We start from the raw sequence: 17,904 nt of genomic DNA, 5'->3' as shown, positions 1-17,904 counted from the left end.
TGTCATTGTACAAGTTGGTATAATTTCATATTATTTTTAAAGGATATCATAATGGAAATGGTAAAAATATTTGATACGACCCTTAGAGACGGGGAACAAAGTCCCGGCGCATCTATGACGATTGAGGAGAAGATAAAAGTTGCGCGTCAGCTTGAAAAATTAAACGTGGATATTATCGAGGCCGGTTTTGCAGCCGCAAGTCCGGGAGATTTCGAAGCGATTCACAATATTGCCAAAGAGGTGAGCAAAAGCACGGTATGTTCTCTTGCAAGAGCCGTGGATAACGATATAAAAAAAGCGGCTGAAGCTATTGAACCCGCTCCGCTTAAAAGAATACACACGTTTATCGCCACGAGTCCCATTCATATGGAATACAAGCTAAGAATGAGTCCGGATGAGGTGATTAAAAGGGCGGTTGATGCGGTTTTGCTCGCAAAAAATTTTGTGGATGACGTGGAATTCAGCTGTGAAGACGCGGGAAGAAGCGAAATGAGCTTTTTAAAAGAGATTATTTCGGCTGTAATAGAGGCGGGTGCCACAACGATTAATATCCCCGACACCGTAGGATACAGGTTTCCTACAGAAATGGGGGCTATGATTAAAGAACTTACGGAATATTTTCCTAAGGATATAATTTTCAGTGTTCACTGCCACAACGACTTGGGACTTGCAACGGCAAACTCGCTTTACAGCGTGCTTAACGGTGCGAGACAGGTTGAGTGTACCATTAACGGGCTTGGAGAAAGAGCCGGAAACGCTGCTCTTGAAGAAATCGTAATGGCCATTAAAGTAAGGCGCGATTTGTTCGAAGGTATCGATACGAGAATAAACACAAAAGAAATTTACCCCACAAGCAGGCTGGTTGCAAGTGTTACGGGAATCGAACCGCAGCCTAATAAAGCGATCGTGGGTAAAAACGCTTTTGCGCATGAAAGCGGCATCCATCAAGACGGTGTGCTTAAACATAAAGAGACGTACGAAATTATGAGCGCCGCAACGATAGGGCTTGACGTAAAAGACACCATAGTCCTCGGCAAACACAGCGGAAGGCACGCATTTTCAAAAAAATTGGAAGCTTTAGGGTTTAATCTTAATGAAGAAGAGCTAAACGAAGCGTTTATGAAGTTTAAAAAACTTGCGGACAAGAAAAAAGAAATTTATGATGAAGACATTATAGCGATTTTGAACGATACGATGGATTCGACACCTAAAACGTACGAACTGATTTCCCTGCAGCTGAGCGACTGCAGTGACGGAATGCCGAGTGCCGCGGCTAAGATAAAATTTGAAGACAAGGTGTATGTGGATGCGGCAATAGGCGAAGGAACTATAGATGCGGTGTTTAAAGTAATAGACAGAATAAGCGGAATAAACGGCAAACTTATGGATTACAGGGTTGAAGCGGTTACGAAAGGAAAGGACGCATTGGCAAAAGTGATGGTAAAAGTGATTTTCGATGAAAACAAACCTGCAGTTATGGGTCACGGGCTTAGTATAGATACGATGCTTGCAAGCGCGAGGGCGTATATAAACGCACTTAACAATTACGTGCATATGAAAGACCTTTTACAGAAAAAAATAAGTTACAAAGACAGTATATAAATTGAAAAACATTAACGGAAAATGTAAAATAATAAATAAAAAAACAGGACGGAAATGATAAAAGTAGCAATTTTAGGAAAACCGAACGTAGGTAAAAGCTCCCTTTTTAACAGAATCATCAGGGAACGTGACGCCATTGTCAGTGAAAAAGCCGGAACGACAAGGGATATAAAAAAAAGGGAAGTCAGTCTTGATGACGATTTGGAAGAAATAGTGCTTTTGGATACGGGCGGACTTGAAGAAAGAGACGAGCTTTTTAGCAAAGTCAAGCAAAAAGCCCTTGAAGTGGCGAAAGACGCCGATTTGATTTTGTATGTGGCGGACGGAAAAACGATACCGGACGAAGAGGAAATCAGATACTTCAGAAACCTTCAAAAACTCGGAAAGTATATTATTTTGGTTATCAATAAAATCGACAACGACAAAATGACGGAAAAGGTTTATGATTTTTATGAATTAGGAGCAGATGAAATTTATCCTGTTTCCGTGGCCCATAACAGGGGTGTGGGGAAACTTATCGAAAGAATCAAAAAATTTGTTCCCAAAAAGCCGAAAACGTTTGAAGTTAGTGAATTCGAGCAGGAGATTCCTCTTGAGGATCTTTTAACCGCCGAAGAGGAAAATGAAGAAAACCTTGAAGAGCTTAAAGAGATAAAAGTGGCAATAGTCGGGCGTGTGAATGTCGGTAAAAGTTCGCTCCTTAATGCTCTTGTGGGGGAAGAAAGGGCGATTGTAAGCGATGTTGACGGAACCACGATAGATCCTATCGATGAGAGTATCTGGCATAAGGGGTGGAACGTCACGTTTGTGGATACCGCGGGAATCAGAAGAAGAAGCAAAATTAAAGACATAGAAAAATACGCGCTTTTGAGAACCGAAAAGGTTTTAGAACAGGCCGACATTGCGATACTTGTAATTGATGCCAAAGAAGGTGTGGTTGAGCTTGACGAAAAAATAGGCGGGCTGATTGACAAACACAAAAACGGCGTAATAATCGTCGCGAACAAATGGGACGAAAATTCGGAGGAGTTTCACAAATTCAGGGATGAAGTATATTACAGGTTTAAATATCTCTATTTTGCTCCGTTTTTGGTCGTAAGTGCAAAAACCGGCAGAAATATCGACAAACTTAAAGACACGATTCTTAAAGTGTACAAAAACTATTCAAAAAGAATCCCGACGTCAACCCTTAACAAATGGATAGAAGAAGCCACGCTTAAACACCGTATTCCTACGGATATCGGGGGTAAGGAGGTTAAAATATTTTATGCAACCCAGTATAAAACGAAGCCCCCTACTATTGCGCTTGTGATGAACAGAGATAAAATGCATTTTTCTTACAGAAGATATTTGGTAAACTTCTTAAGAAAAAAAGATGATTTTACGGGAACGCCTATCATTTTCGTATCAAGAAAAAAAGGAGAGAAAAATGAAAAAACTACTTAGTATAGCATTAATTACCGCCGGACTTGCAGGTGTGGCGAGTGCGGATTTGTTGAGTCTTAGTGCGGGTGCCGGGTATGAGCAGCAAGATATCAGCGGTTATGTAAAGCTTAACAATACGGTTAACTATTTCAATAACGCTTCGGCGGAAACAGACGGCAATAACAATACGGGAAATTTCGGATTAAGCGATGAAAAAAACCCTTATGTATGGGTTAAATTCATACATCCCGTACCTATTATTCCCAATATAAAATTGCAGTATACAAAATATGATTCTTCCGGAAAAAGCAACTATGTTTCCGGAAATGTAAAAATCTTCGGAGATGTTTCCATTCCTACGGCTTTAACGAATGTGGTTACGTCTCAGACTATAAATTCTTACGATTTGACGTTTTTTTACGAATTCAAGCCGGTTGTTGCGGACATTGAAGCCGGATTCGGTCTTGATTACTGGCAGGGCAATACTAAAATAAGCGGAGACAACGCAGTTCTTGTTGGAAGTACCGTTACCTCCACCGGAACCAAAACAAACATCGACGAAGACTGGAGTGTAATATTGCCTTATCTTTACGCCCATGTGGAAACAATGAAAATATTCGGTGTTTCATTTATAGGAGATGTCAAGTGGGCGAAGGCGGGAGACAATCATCACTACGACTATCAGGGAGCCGTTAAATACACAATCGATATTCCAGGACCCGTAAACCCTTTCATAAAAGCGGGATACAGATACAAAGAAGCCTACGGGGTCGACGGAAACAATGAAACGCTTTTAAAATACAAAGGCGCATTTATAGAAATAGGAGCGAAGTTTTGAGAGTAGTAAGCGGAATGAGGCCGACGGGGAATCTGCATCTCGGCCATTATATAGGGGTGTTGAAAAACTGGCTTGAACTGCAGGAGAAGTATGATACGTTTTTTTTCGTTGCTGACTGGCATGCTTTGTCCACTAAATACGACGAAGGTCTTGATTTGAAAGAGTTAAGTATCGATTTGGTAAAAGAATGGATTGCATGCGGAATAGATCCTGAAAAATCGACGCTTTATATTCAAAGCGACATTAAAGAACATGCGGAGCTTTATTTAATTTTAAATATGATAACTCCCGTAAGCTGGCTTGAAAGAAATCCCACATACAAAGACGCCATGGCGCAGGCGGAATACAAAGACAAAAACAATGCCGGTTTTTTGACGTATCCGGTCTTACAGACGGCGGATATTATTTTATATGACGCCGATTATGTCCATATAGGAGAGGATCAAAAACCGCACCTTGAGATTGCGAGGGAAATTGTAAGAAGGTTTCATTATCTTTTTAAAAACGAGAATGTTTTTACGGAACCAAAAGAGCTTTTAACTGAAGTTCCCCGTCTCCCGGGGCTTGACGGCAGAAAAATGTCTAAAAGCTACAATAACGCCATATATTTGGAAGAAACGACGGAAAATGTATGGCAAAAGGTACGTCAGGCAAAAACGGATCCCGCAAGAATTAAAAAAACGGATCCGGGACATCCGGAAGTATGTATTGTTTTTGAATATCACAAAGCGTTTTCGCCTCAGGATGAAGTGAAAGAAATAGAATCGGCGTGCAGAGCCGGAAGTATAGGATGTGTGGAGTGTAAAAAAAGATGCGCTGCCAACATCGAGAAAATTGTGGCGCCTATCCGTGAGAAAAAAACGGCGTTAAAGAATGATGAAATTTTGGATATAATTAATGAAGGTAAAAGAAAGGCAAAAGAATTGGCCGCTAAAAAAATGGAACAGGTAAATAAACTGATATTTTAAAGGAGAAAAATGAAAAGTAAAAAATTCGTATGCGCGGAAAGAATGCAGAGGTTTTTAATGGCGTTTATGATGATAGTGATACTTGTATTGCTGGCAAAGGGGCTTTCAACAATAGCGCTGGCATTACTGGCGTTTGTGGCCATTATGCTGTTTGTTTACGGTGTGTTTGACTTTTGTCCGAGCACATGGATTTTAAACAGATTTTTCGGAAGCTGTTACTGTGAATGTAAAGAGAAAGAGAAAGAGGAGAAAAAATAATGGACAAGATCAGTTACAAAGAATCCGGCGTCGATATAGACGCCGGCAATTCTTTGGTTGAGAAAATAAAACCTTACGTGAAAGAAACCTTTAATCCGAATGTGGTCGGGGGAATAGGAAGTTTTGCGGGAGCTTTCAGAATGCCTTCCGGTTACAAAAAACCGGTTCTTTTAAGTGCCACAGACGGGGTGGGGACCAAACTGAAGCTTGCGATAGAAGCGAAAAAATACGATACCGTCGGTATAGATCTGGTGGCTATGTGCGTAAACGATCTTATCTGCAATTTCGGAGAACCGCTTTTTTTCCTGGATTATTACGCTACGGGAAAACTTGACGTTGAAGCGGCCGCTCAGACTGTTAAAGGGATAGCCGAAGGCTGTAAACAGGCCGAATGTGCCCTGATAGGGGGAGAAACCGCTGAAATGCCCGGAATGTACGGTGAAAATGATTTTGACCTGGCGGGATTCGCCGTAGGTGTTGCGGAAGAGGACGAACTTAATCCGAAAGTAAAAGAAGGCGATGTACTGCTGGCATTTCCGAGCAGCGGCATCCATTCAAACGGGTATTCTTTAGTCAGGAAACTGTTTTTTGAAAAACTTTCTATGAAGTTTGACGATGAAATGGATGGTAAAAAACTTATCGACATATTGCTTACCCCTACAAGAATTTATGTAAAAGAATTTAAGAAATTCAAAGACAAAATCAACGCACTTGCCCATATTACGGGGGGAGGAATCGTAGAAAACCTTCCGAGGGTGCTTCCCGATGATTTAGAGGCAGTGGTTTACAAAGAGAAAATAAAAACGCTTCCTGTATTCGACTTTATGGCAAAATATGTAAACGAAGCGGAAATGTTCAGAACGTTTAATATGGGTGTAGGCCTGATTTTGGCCGTGGATGAAAAAGACGCCGGTTATATCGTTTCAAATTCCGATGCCTATATGATAGGTAAAATTCAAAAAGGACAAAAAGGAGTAAAATTAAAATGAACCCCTCCCGTTTGCTCTCTAAGCTGGTCGTAAAAATTGCAACTACAAAATTTCCTAAATTTTTACAGTGTTTTATAAATAAAACGTATGTCAGGGTTTTTAAGATAAACATGGAAGAATTCGAACCCGAAAATCCTTGTGAATATGAAACGCTGAACGATCTTTTCATAAGACATAAAAAATTTATAGAATTTTACGAAGACGACGACATAGTGGTAAGTCCAAGTGATTCCGAAATTATCGCAAACGGCGATATCGAAGATAATTATGTTTATCAGATTAAAGGCAAAAGATATGAATTAAAAGAGCTTATTCCGTATGAAACGAAAATAGACGGAGGCTATTTTATAAATCTTTACCTTTCACCGAGCGATTATCACCGTTTTCATGCCCCTATTGATATGGAAATTGTCAAAGCGACTTTCATTCCCGGAGAGTTAATGCCCGTAAAGCCTTCACAGCTTGAAAAGGAGCTTGTTTTTCCGAAAAACAAAAGAATCGTATTAAGATGCAAGGATAAAAAAGACAGATTTTTTTATTTTGTGGCCGTAGGGGCTATGATAGTCGGAAAAATACATATGAATTTCGATAAAAGACTTCAAAAGGACTATGACGAAATTACGACTTTTGAATATAAAAAACCCGTAAAGTTAAAAAAAGGGGATGAGCTCGGAAGATTTGAATTCGGAAGTTCCATACTTCTTTTTTTCGGTCCCGACCATTTTAAATACCTTAATCAGAAAGACGATGTTGAGGTGGGAGATATTCTTGGGGAAATTTACTGAATTGAAAAATAAAAAATTATGGGTCATCTTTTTTTTGCCTGTGTTTCTCTTTGCGGTGGACAATCAAAAGCTTCTTGACTGTTATGAAATATTCGAACAGAAAAAGGCCGAACTTGAGGCGCAGGCCGAAAAGCTCCTCGAACAGCAAGAAGCCTTCGAATCGTTAAAAAACACATATTTGAGCCTGATTAAGAAAAAAGAGGCTAAACTTAAACGGAAAGAAAAGGAACTGAACGAAACGCTTTTAGAAATTGAAAACGAAAAAAAAAGAATTGAAGAGTTGATAGAAAAGAATGAAAAAATTCTTGAAGAAATTAAAAAGGCAAAACTTGACAAACTGACGAAGAGTTATGCGAAAATGCGTCCTAACAATGCGGCTAAGATTCTTTCGAATATGGAGCCTAAAGACGCTCTTGAAATTTTAAAACGTCTTCAGCCGAAAGTAATGGCGAAAATATTGGCTAAAATGGAACCGGCAAAAGCCGCTGAACTTACACAGATGATGCAAGAAGGTGAAAACAATGACAGCTCAAATATTTCTGACCGTTGAGGGGGCTAAACATTTAATAGCTTCGGCACTGGCTAAACATATAGATTTTTCAAAAAGGGTGTATGTCGCTTACGGTTCTACGAACAATTATTTTTTATACCATCTCGGAATTCATACTTCTAAACTTTACGCTGCGGGATGTAACGCAAACGGTAAGTTCAATATCACTAAAGAAAGAGACAGGCCGGTTGTAATCGAAAAGGGAGGGTTATACGATATAAGCGGTTTTGATATACAAAAGGACGATGTTTTTATAAAAGGTGCGAATGCCCTGTGGTATGAAAACGGCAAGAAAAGGGCGGCTGTGGCGGCGGCGGATCCTAACGGCGGAACATACGGAAATTATTATGTCAAAGCCGCGGCAAGGGGTACGAAAATAGTCATTCCCGTAGGACATGAAAAACTTATACCGTTTTTTGTAAACACTTCTCAAGATACGGACTTCGCAACGGGGAAAAAAATTTCCATGCTTGAGTTTTTTGCCGGAGAGGTTTTTACCGAAATAGAAGCGTTTAAAACACTTTTCGATTTGGATGCAAAGGTTATACTTGCCGGGGGTATAGGAGACTCGAAAGGGGGAGTCGGTTTTTTGGTTGAAGGCGAATATGTAAAAGAGGCGGTTGAATTTGCCGAGAAATACAACGGGTTCTCTTTAAAAATGCAAAAAAGCTTTATTTTTTAAATAAATCCTCCCTTTCTATTCTGATGTAATCTAAATCCTGAAAAAACATAATGTTGCCTTTTTTGGTTTTTTTGACTTTGTACAGCGCCAAATCGGCGTTATTGAATCTTTTTTGCATATCAAGCCGTGTATCACCGCATCCGCCCGCACTTACGGAAAGTTTTTTTGTCATTTTTTTATCAAACTGCCGCTGAATTTTTTCTAAATGAGTATTTATTATTTCTATGATATTTTTAATCTGGTTTTTTTCTTTGTTGGTGCAGATTAAAAATTCATCCCCGCCCCATCTTCCTATAAGATCGTTTTTGAAATATTTGGTTAAAAGCCATGCGAACTCTTTTAACACCATATCTCCCGTTTCATGTCCGAACGTGTCGTTTACATATTTGAAATTGTCGAGATCTATAATTAAAAAATATCTGCATTTTTCATTTTCGGCACGGTTTTCAAAACCGTTTCTGTTTAACAGTTTCGTTAATTTGTCGGTTGTGGCTTTTTGGGAATATTCGATTATCATTTTTTCAATAAAAATAATTTTTTTTCTGAAAAGCGTAAAAAGTATAAAATACATAAGCGCTATGATAAGAACGTATATTATTATAAACAGAAAAATCAAAGGGCGTATTGCTTTTAACACTTCGTTATTGATAGTGTTTGAAAGTTTTTCTATCCGTTTGTATTCGATTCCGAAGCCGAAAAAAATATTTAGGGGTTTGTATTCGTCAAATATGTAAAAACTGTTTTTGTCAAAATTTCCCGCAAGTTTTTTCCCTTTGTAATAAATTATTATTTTGGGAATTGTTTTTAACATCATAATAAGGTTTTCGGCAATTTTATTGTTGTCGGCGTTTTTCAAATCGATGTCGCTTTCTATTAAGAGTTTATATGCGGGGGAATATCTTAAAATGTAAAATTTACTGTTTTTAATAACGCTGCACTGTCCGTAATCGGAAAACGGATCGCAAATGTATTTTGCTTTTTTCCCTATTTTTTCGAGGTTTTTTGAAATGATTATTTTACCGTTTTGTATTATTTCTATGTCTCTGTTGTAAATATGAAATATGTATTTGAAAAGAAACGATTTGTAATTTTTGAATTTTAAATCTTTTAAGGTCTGCAGAAGTCCGATGAGTTTGTCAATGTCGTTTTTCAGAAGTTCGGTTTTTCTTTTAATTTCGGTTTTTACAAGACCTTTGTAATATTTGTCGAGAATGTGTTTAATCAGGTATATTTTGTTATATAGGGTTTCTTCTAAGACGAAGTTATACTGATATGAAGATGTGATTGACATGGCTATGGAGGCTTCTTTTTTGTAAAGCCAGATGTTCATGGAAATTACGGTAATGACAAAAAAGCTGAAAAAAGCAATGATGTAGATATATATCCGTTTTACCATATTATGTCTTTTACGTAATTTTTAATAAACCATTCTGGAAGTTTGAAGTTTATCTGTTTCGCCCTTTTTACGTTAATGAAATAATAAGCTTTGGGAGCGTTTATTATTTGCGGTTTTTTCGTTTTAAGATAATTTAAAAAAATATTCGCCGTACTTTTCCCCATTTCGAAAAAATCAACACCGCCGAAACCTAAAAAACCCATTTTCGTAAAATTTCTGTTTATGCTTATGTCGGGTTTTTTAATATTTTTTAGATAGATGTCTTTAAATGTGTAAAGAGGAACTTTTTTGCCTTCTTTTTTTAAAGAGAGCGTAAAAGGCATAAAAAGGGTAAAAGAGACGTTATTTGTTTTTTTTACTTTTTCTTTGAGTTCTTTTATTGTTTCACATTTTATAAAAGCTATTTTGTTTTCATATTCTGTATTGTTTAGTTCCGCCGTCACCTGTTTTTTTATAAGCTCCCCGATTCCTCTGCTGTAAAAAAAGGCTATTTTTTTAACGGGTGTTATTTTGTTAAACGTGTTCAGCACCTCTTTTACGTAAAGTTTTTCATAAACCCCTCCGAAGAGGCTTTTGTTCAGGACGTATTTTTTTTCGTATACTTTAAAAGGAATGTTTATTCCGGAAAAAAAAACGGGTTTTTGTTTTTTTGAAGCCGGTATTCCGATTAATTGAAAAGCGGCGTCATCGAACGTTATGACATAATCATATTTTTTTAAATCATTCAAAATTTCGGACGCCTTTTTTAAGAGTGTTTTTTTAGGTGTCACTCTGGCGTTTAAAAAGAGTATGTCAAAATTTTCGGCTTTAAAGTTTTTTTCGTACATTTGTGACAAGAAACCGTTTAACTGAGGAATTCCGCACGGATCTTTTTCATCGTAGGAATTTACTATAAGAATTTTCGAATATAAAAAAACGCTTATTATTAAAATAATTGATATACGCATATTTTTACCTAATTTTTTATATATTATATCATAAAAATAGTGCGGGGGGGGGGTGATTATTTGATAAAAAAGTTGTGGCCGTGTTACTTTCCGGGCTAATAATACCAATCCCTAAAATAAATCAAATATTTATTTTAAGGGAGAAGAAAAGGAAAAAATGAGGGGAGATAAGGATGAGAAAAGGTGAATGTAAGAGTTGTCAAACCGGAGCGGGAAATTTTCATATTTGTTTTTCTTTTCCTGTCGTTTTGCTACTTAACCACTTTAGGGTTATTTATTTGATATAATTCTAAAAAAAGGTTTAGTATGCTTATAAAAGAAGCCCAAGTGCCTTTTCTCGCAAGAAAAATAACCATAGATTTGTTAAACAGCGGATATGTTACTTTTCCCCACGGTATAGACAATGCCACAAAAGAAATAGAAGATATTATAGCCGATGACGTAGCGTGGGAGAGGGAAATAGAAAACAAAGCGAGAGAAATTCTTTCTAAACAGGAAGAAGAAAACGAGTTTCTGTTTTATGACATCGATAGAAGGGAAGTTTTTAAACTTATAAAAAGCAAAATTGCACAGGAAGAGGGTTTTAATTTAAAACGCGACGAAAGAATAGACGACCTTTCCCACTTTATAGTCAAAGAACTATGGGACAGGGAATTAATAGATTACGATGTAAGGGACGGTAAAATAAAGAATATAATTTTTAAATCGATTATGCAGTTTTTAAGTAGGGAAATTGAAGCGAGAGACGAGGTGTATAGAAAAATCGAAAACTACAAACGTCCGCTTGTTCCGGGCAGTGAAGAGTTCGAACTCGTATTTCAAAGGCTTTACGAGCAGGAACTTAGAAAAAGAGGACTTATTTAGTGGAGAAATTTGTTTATGACAGAAGTTTGAGGGAGCTTTTTTCTGAGGTTCCGGTTACTTTAATTGAAATGTTAACCGAAAAAAAAATAAAAGAGCTTTTAAACGTCTCTTTTCCTAAAGTAGAAGAAAGACAGGTGGATTTACTTGCTAAACTTGAAGACAATACGCTTTTTCATCTTGAAATACAAAGCGTAAATGATAAGTTTATGCCGTTTAGAATGTTAAAATACGGGCTGCTTATTTATGAAAGTTACGGCGCTTTTCCTTATCAGATAGTTCTATATGTGGGAGATGAGGATATTAAAATAAAAAACGAAATAAAATTAGAAAATCTCTTTTTTAAATATAAGGTAAAAAATATTAAAGATTTTGATTGTACTAAATTGATTGAAAGTGAAAATATTGCCGATAATATAATAGCTATATTGTGTGACGTTGAAGATATAGAAACGTTGCTAATTCAATTAAATAAAAAACTTGAAAATTTTTCTCCGAAAAAAAGAGAAGATTATTTGAGAAAAGTGTTCTATTTGTTAAGACTAAGACCTAAACTGAAGGTAAAGGAGATGAAAATGCCTTTTATAATAGATATTAAAAAAGATCCTGTCTTTCAAGAAGGAAAGATTGAAGGAAAAATTGAGGGAAAAATTGAAGGAAAAATTGAAAGTGCCGTTGAAATGGTCAAAAAATTTAATTTACCCATCGATGAAGTTAGTAAAAGTCTGAATATAGATAAAAATTTACTTAAAAAAGCGCTAGGGGTGTAATATGAAAATTAGCGTTCTTTTAGCAAACGGCGATTTTTTTGAGGCGAAAGGTTTCGGTGCAGAAGGAACCGCGGTCGGTGAGATTGTGTTCAACACTTCTATGACCGGTTATCAGGAGATTATTACGGATCCGAGCTATGCGGGGCAGTTTGTGGTTTTTACAATGCCGGAAATAGGTAACGTGGGTGTTAACGCCGATGATATGGAGAGCAAAAAAGCGTGGCTTAAAGGTGTTTTAGTAAGAGAATATGTGGATGGTTATTCGAATTTCAGAGGCGAGAGAAGTTTAGGGGAATTTCTGAAAGAAGAGGGGGTTTTGGGAATCTGCGAAATAGACACGAGATATCTTACGAAAACGATAAGAACGCAGGGTGCCATGATGATGATAGCCTCAAGCGAAATTCATGACAGAAACGAACTCCAAAAAATACTCGATTCAACCCCTACGATTCAGGAGATTGATTATATCAAAGAAGTCACTACGAACGAGGAATATATCCACGGAAACGGCGCGTGGAACGACGCTACGTTTTCTTACAATCCAAAAAAAACCGATAAAAGAATCGTCGTTTACGATTTCGGTGTGAAAAGAAACATCTTAAACGAACTTACCGAAGCCGGAATGGAATGTGTGGTGGTCCCAGCCCACACGCCCGTTGAAAATATAATAGAAAAATATAAAAACGGTGAAATTAGGGGTGTTTTTTTAAGCAATGGTCCGGGTGATCCGCTTATTTTAAAAGAGGTACACGAAAAAATAAAAAAACTGCTTGAGGCGGACGTTCCGATGTTCGGCATATGTCTCGGGCACCAGCTTTTAAGCATAGCGCACGGGTATCCGACGTTTAAACTCAAATTCGGACACCACGGCGGAAACCATCCGGTCAAAAACTTTATAGGGAAATATCCCGAAGTGGAAATAACGGCTCAAAACCACAACTATAACGTTCCCGAGGAGATAGAAGAAATTGCCGAAGTAACGCATAAAAACCTTTTTGATGGAACGATTGAGGGCGTAAAATACAAAAACAAAAAAGTGTTTTCCGTCCAGCATCATCCGGAAGCCTCTCCGGGGCCGAGGGATGCTAAATATATTTTCAGACAGTTTTATGAAATGATCTGAAATGAAGTTTGATCTTCTGAACAAATTGATGTTCGGGATTTTCGAACTTTTTATTCTTTTTGTAGCCGTTTTTGCGCTTGTGAGCACTTTTATTTCAAATCCTTTAATATCCACCGTAATATTTTTCTTTCTGATCTATTTTGCATATTATCTGGGTGTTAAATATTTTATGGGGGATTAAAAAAAGTTCGTATTTGACAGGGGGGGGGTATATGTGATATTATATAAAAAAAATAGGGAGCTGTTATGAAGCATAAAGTGTTATTGAGTGTGATAGCGGTGGGATTATTATTTATGAGCGGATGCGGATCAAATAGTGAAGAAAGTACTAATACTCCGAGTACGGAGATGTCATCTGTTTCGGGGATTGCGGCTGACGGATACATAAAAGGTGCTAAAGTTTGTATAGATTTGAATGAAAATACTCAGTGTGATATGGGTGAACCCGTTTCGACGACAGATGAAAACGGGAAATATACTATTAATTACGAAGATGATTATAGAGGTAAACCTCTAATAGTTATAGGCGGATTCGATATCGAGAGAAATGTTGAATTTAATTCTACTTTAATTAGTGTTTTAGAAGATGAGAATGTAAATATAACTCCTCTTACAACTTTTGCTTATATTTATGCGAAGAGTAAAGGTGTTACTTTTGCAACTGCGAAGCAAGAAACGGCTCATATTTTAGGAATTGACGAAAATAAAATTGATGCCGATCCTGAAAGCGATAAAGATTTGAAAAAACTTTCGTTAAAAATTCAACTTATAGTTGAAACGGCGGCAAAATTACAAAACAAAAACGTATTAGATATGTATGAAATGTTAGCTTCAAAAGCGGCTAAGGATAAAAATTTAACCGAAATTATAAACGAATCTTTTAATCAAAACATTTTAGCGGCGATAGAAGTTATTGAAAGCAAACTTGATGAAGTAAGTATTTCGGATATTCAAAATATACAAGGAATGGTTATTAATATAGTTGCAAATGCAATAAAAAGCAATATTACGGTAACTGCCGAAATGATTGAAAATAGAATGCTTTCACTTGAAAGCTTAAATAAACTTAATTTAAGTAAAACTAATTTTGAAAATAAAATAAATTCTTTAATGGCTGAGGTGAAAGCGAATGCTAATAATTCGGCTACAATTGACGATGCTAAAAATATGGTTTCAAATATAAGGGATATAATTTATGAATTTATAGATCCGAATGTTGACAAACAGGATCAAAACGATTCGACTCTCGCCGGAGAGGTCGTATCAAATTACAATAACGCCGTTAAACCGGCTATTGATAATCTAAATGACGATATTAACAGTTCTTTTAATTTAGTAGATGAAGCCGCAAAAAAATTTAATGAGGATTTAAATAATGAATTTAATGAAACGTTTAGTGATTTGAATGACAGGTTAAAGGCTATAGCAGACGGTATAAACGGGCATGAAAAGAATGAAAATTATAATTTTACTACGATGTACGGGGATACGGTTAGTCATACTTATTCAAATGAAAACGGTTATATAACCGAAACATATACATTAAACGGACAATCTTTAACCGCTCGATATTATGATGAAAAAGCGACAAATGCTTATTTAGCGACTGATCCTATCGCTTTAAGGAAAGAGGGAGAATATGATGTTTCTATAAATTCGTTAAATTTCGACGGAAGTAGATTTATTTTTGATGTAAACGGTGTTTTATATGATAAAAACGATAATTCTAAAAAAATTGAAATTTCAAATGCAAAAGTTTCATGTAATATAAATACCGCTCAGGGTGATAAAAAAATTGACGAAATATTGGCGTTTAGCAATATTGATGCGAGTATGGATGTAAATATTACAACAAACAACGGAAGTTTTAACGGTGAAATTGAATTTAACGACGGGGACAAACATTTAATCGGAACACTTGATTATTCTAGTTTTAACGGTGTGAAATTAAACGGGATTTTAACATTAAACGCAAATACAAGTGATTTGCTTGAAATAGCAAATGATGGAGAAAATAAATATGATGGGTGGGAGAGAGAAGAAATAATATTAGTTGACGGTAAATTAGTAGTAAAAAGAGAGAAAGACGATTTAGAAAATGGTACTTATGAAGAAAATCTAACGACAATATATGGAGAAACGGCGCATTGTGTTATTAGGGATATTTGGGGAGAAGATACGCATTCTCATATTGTGAACTGTGATAAAAACGTAACGTCAATGCCTATTTATGATAAAGTTGTAGAAGCCGAAATTAACGGTAAAGAGGTTTATTTAGATAATATTCGAGGATGGGGAGATTGGAATAATATTGCTTATTCATATGAATTTGGCGGGGAAAACGATATTTATTATGAAATTTGGTATGATTATTATAATGATATAGTTGAGTATTTTAGTAATGAAACGGGTGATAATCCGTTTACCGTTTCAAATATAACCGTAAAAGAGCCGAAAGATGTGTTAGATATTAGTGGGGATGTTAAATTCAAAGGGAACGTAACTACTCCTAAGTTAAATATTTCGCTAACTCTTGTGGCACAAAGTAAAGGAGACGGTAAAACTTATCATATAATTGCAAATGACGTAAATATTACAAACGATAAAAATTTCGTAACAATCGGTTTAGTTGATGTTGCAAATGAAAAACAAGAATTATCCGAATTTAGTTATTATTCGAACTATATTATTGAAAGTTTTGATGAAGATGAAGGTGATAAAACCACCAATGTATTGTTACAAGGATTAAATGCTACCCTTTATGATACGAACGGTAATCCTATAACGGTAAAAGATATGAATGTGTTAGCCGATTTGAATAATAAAAACGGGTATATGTACGGAGCACTTTCTCATTTGGATTTCAGTATGAGCGGATTTGCAAGTTATAGTGAAAATGAAACCTATAAATTTGTTGAGATGTATATGAATATTGAAAGAACGGGTTACGCTCCGTTTATATTAGGTGCTTACGCTTCATTTAACGATTACAATTCGGACATAAAATCCATTATAGAAAAAGGGGATTATTCTATTTATTTGCATCAAATTTATAATGATGTAGACGATGGTAATTTAAATATTGACGGATTTGACAGTAACGGAGTATTTATTAAAGTTAGTGAAGAGGGAGATAATGAAGCTAATGTAACACTTACCGATAAGGATGAAAAATCACTTGCAACGTATGATCCTATTACTCAAAATGTCACTTATTCCGATGGTACTTCGGAAACTCTTTATTAGTTTTTTCCCTCTTTTTCTTTCTGCTTTTTGTATTGAAAGTAATATTTTAATGTACTCGGATAAATTATATTTTGATGTATTCAATCATAAATGGGACAATATTCCATCAAAGAAATCTCTAAATAGGGCTTTTGAAATTTCCTATTTCTCCTTATATACGGGTGATAATAGTTTTTTTATGGGATACATATATGAAAATAACGGAATAGTGATGGTAAATAAAGGATTATTAGAAACTTGGTATTATGCCGAAAACGATTTTAATACTCTGCTTAAAAAAGATACGGTAGGTTATTATATTACCGAACCGAATATTTTTGGAAAAATGAACTATTCTTTATTTAATAAACTTTTTTTTGAATATAAATTAAATGATTTTTTATTTACATTTTCTTTTATTCAGGCAAAGGATATTCAATATATGGAAGTAAACGGTACTAATGTTAAAAATAGATTTTTGTTAGATTTGGTTTATTATTATACTAATAATAATATTTTAATGAAGGAGTATTTAAAAAGTTATAATTATAAAGGAAAAGGCGGTAGTTTTGATATTGAATATAAAAAGAGATTAGATGAATTTGATTTTTATATAGGATTTTTTAATATTTTAGGATTTATAGATTGGAAAAATATTATGAAAATGGTTTATCATTTTGATTCGGATACTAAGTATATCGGAGAGGACGGATATTATCATTATAGACCTTTCGGAACGGGAAAATTTGTGAAAACAAAATTTTTTCAAAGGATACCTTTTTATATTAAATATAAATTAACTAAAAAATTTCACAACGGATTAATTGTTGGAGATAGTGGAATGTATTGCAATAAAAGACGGTATGACGAAATTTTTTTTATAAAAAATTTTTTAAAAATAGGATATGTTATTCAAAATAAAAATTTTCTTTACGGAATAAATTTTAAAAATTTTTCGATTGAAATTTCTAATAATTTAGAATTACATTCTAAATTTATTAAAATTTCTTTTAATTATAAATTTAAATAACTTAACTTGCTAGTTAAAATCATTATTTTCCTCTCTTATCTACTTTTTAACTAGTAATTTAGGTTTAAATAGTTCACTAAATATAAAAGTATCGCTCCGAAAATAATCCTGTAGATTCCGAAAACGTTAAGGGTGTATTTTTTTACAAATTTCAAAAACAGTTTGACCGCTATGTAGCTTGCTATAAAACTGACGATGAAACCTACTGTAAGCGGTGTCATGTTTTGGTTGGAAAAAGAATCGATGTTTTTAACAAGTTCATATCCGCTTGCGGCAAACATTGTGGGTATGGCGAGGAGAAAACTGAAATCCGCAGCCGTTTTCCTGCTAAGGCCGCTCAGCATTCCGCCTACTATCGTCGCACCGCTTCTGCTGGTTCCGGGAATAAGGGCGAATACCTGGAAAAAACCTATAATCAGCGCCTGTTTGAATGTCACCTTTTCTACGTCGTCTAT

The 17,904-nt window shown here is 35.6% G+C and carries 18 protein-coding genes; 15 read left to right on the top strand and 3 right to left on the bottom strand.

Going from position 1 to position 17,904, the window contains the following annotated elements:
* The first annotated feature begins 51 nt into the window (after positions 1-51).
* From ACXJIE_RS09515 to ACXJIE_RS09475, 9 genes are read left to right on the top strand one after another with little or no spacing between them, the layout of a single operon-like run.
* Positions 52-1,602: a 2-isopropylmalate synthase gene (locus ACXJIE_RS09515; protein WP_456480739.1), complete on the top strand. Its 1,551-nt coding sequence runs from the start codon at positions 52-54 to the stop codon at positions 1,600-1,602.
* A gap of 54 nt (positions 1,603-1,656) precedes the next feature.
* Positions 1,657-3,048 carry a ribosome biogenesis GTPase Der gene (der, locus tag ACXJIE_RS09510; RefSeq protein ID WP_456480738.1) on the top strand — a complete coding sequence of 464 codons (1,392 nt, stop codon included), beginning with the start codon at positions 1,657-1,659 and terminating at the stop codon, positions 3,046-3,048.
* On the top strand, positions 3,032-3,865 hold the full coding sequence (locus tag ACXJIE_RS09505) for a TIGR04219 family outer membrane beta-barrel protein (protein ID WP_456480737.1): 834 nt from the start codon (positions 3,032-3,034) through the stop codon (positions 3,863-3,865). Before der ends, ACXJIE_RS09505 begins: the two co-directional genes overlap by 17 nt.
* A complete protein-coding gene (gene trpS, locus ACXJIE_RS09500; protein WP_456480736.1) occupies positions 3,862-4,833 on the top strand; it encodes a tryptophan--tRNA ligase in 972 nt (323 codons plus the stop codon). The genes ACXJIE_RS09505 and trpS overlap by 4 nt, the downstream gene beginning before the upstream one ends.
* 9 nt (positions 4,834-4,842) lie before the next feature.
* Positions 4,843-5,091: a YgaP-like transmembrane domain gene (locus ACXJIE_RS09495; protein ID WP_456480735.1), complete on the top strand. Its 249-nt coding sequence runs from the start codon at positions 4,843-4,845 to the stop codon at positions 5,089-5,091.
* Positions 5,091-6,080, top strand: a complete 990-nt coding sequence (purM, locus tag ACXJIE_RS09490) for a phosphoribosylformylglycinamidine cyclo-ligase (RefSeq protein ID WP_456480734.1) — start codon at positions 5,091-5,093, stop codon at positions 6,078-6,080. Before ACXJIE_RS09495 ends, purM begins: the two co-directional genes overlap by 1 nt.
* Positions 6,077-6,865, top strand: a complete 789-nt coding sequence (locus ACXJIE_RS09485; protein WP_456480733.1) for a phosphatidylserine decarboxylase — start codon at positions 6,077-6,079, stop codon at positions 6,863-6,865. Before purM ends, ACXJIE_RS09485 begins: the two co-directional genes overlap by 4 nt.
* A 40-nt stretch (positions 6,866-6,905) precedes the next feature.
* A complete protein-coding gene (locus ACXJIE_RS09480; RefSeq protein ID WP_456480753.1) occupies positions 6,906-7,415 on the top strand; it encodes a MotE family protein in 510 nt (169 codons plus the stop codon).
* Positions 7,387-8,097 (top strand): hypothetical protein, encoded by a 711-nt coding sequence (locus ACXJIE_RS09475; protein ID WP_456480732.1) that lies wholly within the window; start codon positions 7,387-7,389, stop codon positions 8,095-8,097. The genes ACXJIE_RS09480 and ACXJIE_RS09475 overlap by 29 nt, the downstream gene beginning before the upstream one ends.
* Here ACXJIE_RS09475 and ACXJIE_RS09470 read toward each other — a convergent pair.
* Both ACXJIE_RS09470 and ACXJIE_RS09465 read right to left on the bottom strand, forming a co-directional pair.
* A complete protein-coding gene (locus tag ACXJIE_RS09470; RefSeq protein ID WP_456480731.1) occupies positions 8,087-9,493 on the bottom strand; it encodes a GGDEF domain-containing protein in 1,407 nt (468 codons plus the stop codon). The genes ACXJIE_RS09475 and ACXJIE_RS09470 overlap by 11 nt on opposite strands.
* The gene (locus ACXJIE_RS09465; protein ID WP_456480730.1) at positions 9,487-10,440 is read right to left on the bottom strand and encodes a hypothetical protein; all 954 of its coding nucleotides are present in this window, start codon (positions 10,438-10,440) and stop codon (positions 9,487-9,489) included. The genes ACXJIE_RS09470 and ACXJIE_RS09465 overlap by 7 nt, the downstream gene beginning before the upstream one ends.
* Positions 10,441-10,746: 306 nt before the next feature.
* Here ACXJIE_RS09465 and ACXJIE_RS09460 point away from each other — a divergent pair, with 306 nt between their 5' ends.
* The 6 genes from ACXJIE_RS09460 to ACXJIE_RS09435 all read left to right on the top strand — a co-directional run bounded on the left by ACXJIE_RS09460 (position 10,747) and on the right by ACXJIE_RS09435 (position 17,449).
* Positions 10,747-11,304 carry a DUF507 family protein gene (locus ACXJIE_RS09460; RefSeq protein ID WP_456480729.1) on the top strand — a complete coding sequence of 186 codons (558 nt, stop codon included), beginning with the start codon at positions 10,747-10,749 and terminating at the stop codon, positions 11,302-11,304.
* A complete protein-coding gene (locus ACXJIE_RS09455; RefSeq protein ID WP_456480728.1) occupies positions 11,304-12,071 on the top strand; it encodes an RpnC/YadD family protein in 768 nt (255 codons plus the stop codon). The genes ACXJIE_RS09460 and ACXJIE_RS09455 overlap by 1 nt, the downstream gene beginning before the upstream one ends.
* 1 nt (position 12,072) lies before the next feature.
* Positions 12,073-13,194 carry a glutamine-hydrolyzing carbamoyl-phosphate synthase small subunit gene (gene carA / locus ACXJIE_RS09450; protein WP_456480727.1) on the top strand — a complete coding sequence of 374 codons (1,122 nt, stop codon included), beginning with the start codon at positions 12,073-12,075 and terminating at the stop codon, positions 13,192-13,194.
* A gap of 1 nt (position 13,195) precedes the next feature.
* The gene (locus ACXJIE_RS09445; RefSeq protein WP_456480726.1) at positions 13,196-13,375 is read left to right on the top strand and encodes a hypothetical protein; all 180 of its coding nucleotides are present in this window, start codon (positions 13,196-13,198) and stop codon (positions 13,373-13,375) included.
* Between the two features lie 65 nt (positions 13,376-13,440).
* Positions 13,441-16,440 carry a hypothetical protein gene (locus ACXJIE_RS09440; protein WP_456480725.1) on the top strand — a complete coding sequence of 1,000 codons (3,000 nt, stop codon included), beginning with the start codon at positions 13,441-13,443 and terminating at the stop codon, positions 16,438-16,440.
* 211 nt (positions 16,441-16,651) lie between these two features.
* Positions 16,652-17,449, top strand: a complete 798-nt coding sequence (locus tag ACXJIE_RS09435; protein ID WP_456480724.1) for a hypothetical protein — start codon at positions 16,652-16,654, stop codon at positions 17,447-17,449.
* 50 nt (positions 17,450-17,499) lie between these two features.
* On the opposite strand, the gene ACXJIE_RS09430 is transcribed toward ACXJIE_RS09435, so the two are convergent.
* Positions 17,500-17,904, bottom strand: a 405-nt coding sequence (locus ACXJIE_RS09430) for an undecaprenyl-diphosphate phosphatase (RefSeq protein ID WP_456480723.1), incomplete at its 5' end; no start/stop codon positions are given.

The organism is Nautilia sp. (genome assembly GCF_053994455.1).
The sequence above is the reverse complement of the archived record's forward strand: the minus strand, read 5'-3'. Positions and strand labels throughout refer to the sequence as shown.

Bases quoted from the DNA above. Each gene is read 5' to 3' on its own strand.
- ACXJIE_RS09515 (WP_456480739.1), top strand. From the start codon at position 52: ATGGAAATGGTAAAAATATTTGATACGACCCTTAGAGACGGGGAACAA.
- der (WP_456480738.1), top strand. From the start codon at position 1,657: ATGATAAAAGTAGCAATTTTAGGAAAACCGAACGTAGGTAAAAGCTCC.
- ACXJIE_RS09505 (WP_456480737.1), top strand. From the start codon at position 3,032: ATGAAAAAACTACTTAGTATAGCATTAATTACCGCCGGACTTGCAGGT.
- ACXJIE_RS09495 (WP_456480735.1), top strand. From the start codon at position 4,843: ATGAAAAGTAAAAAATTCGTATGCGCGGAAAGAATGCAGAGGTTTTTA.
- purM (WP_456480734.1), top strand. From the start codon at position 5,091: ATGGACAAGATCAGTTACAAAGAATCCGGCGTCGATATAGACGCCGGC.
- ACXJIE_RS09485 (WP_456480733.1), top strand. From the start codon at position 6,077: ATGAACCCCTCCCGTTTGCTCTCTAAGCTGGTCGTAAAAATTGCAACT.
- ACXJIE_RS09475 (WP_456480732.1), top strand. From the start codon at position 7,387: ATGACAGCTCAAATATTTCTGACCGTTGAGGGGGCTAAACATTTAATA.
- ACXJIE_RS09470 (WP_456480731.1), bottom strand. From the start codon at position 9,493: ATGGTAAAACGGATATATATCTACATCATTGCTTTTTTCAGCTTTTTT.
- ACXJIE_RS09465 (WP_456480730.1), bottom strand. From the start codon at position 10,440: ATGCGTATATCAATTATTTTAATAATAAGCGTTTTTTTATATTCGAAA.
- ACXJIE_RS09460 (WP_456480729.1), top strand. From the start codon at position 10,747: ATGCTTATAAAAGAAGCCCAAGTGCCTTTTCTCGCAAGAAAAATAACC.
- carA (WP_456480727.1), top strand. From the start codon at position 12,073: ATGAAAATTAGCGTTCTTTTAGCAAACGGCGATTTTTTTGAGGCGAAA.
- ACXJIE_RS09445 (WP_456480726.1), top strand. From the start codon at position 13,196: ATGAAGTTTGATCTTCTGAACAAATTGATGTTCGGGATTTTCGAACTT.
- ACXJIE_RS09440 (WP_456480725.1), top strand. From the start codon at position 13,441: ATGAAGCATAAAGTGTTATTGAGTGTGATAGCGGTGGGATTATTATTT.
- ACXJIE_RS09435 (WP_456480724.1), top strand. From the start codon at position 16,652: ATGGTAAATAAAGGATTATTAGAAACTTGGTATTATGCCGAAAACGAT.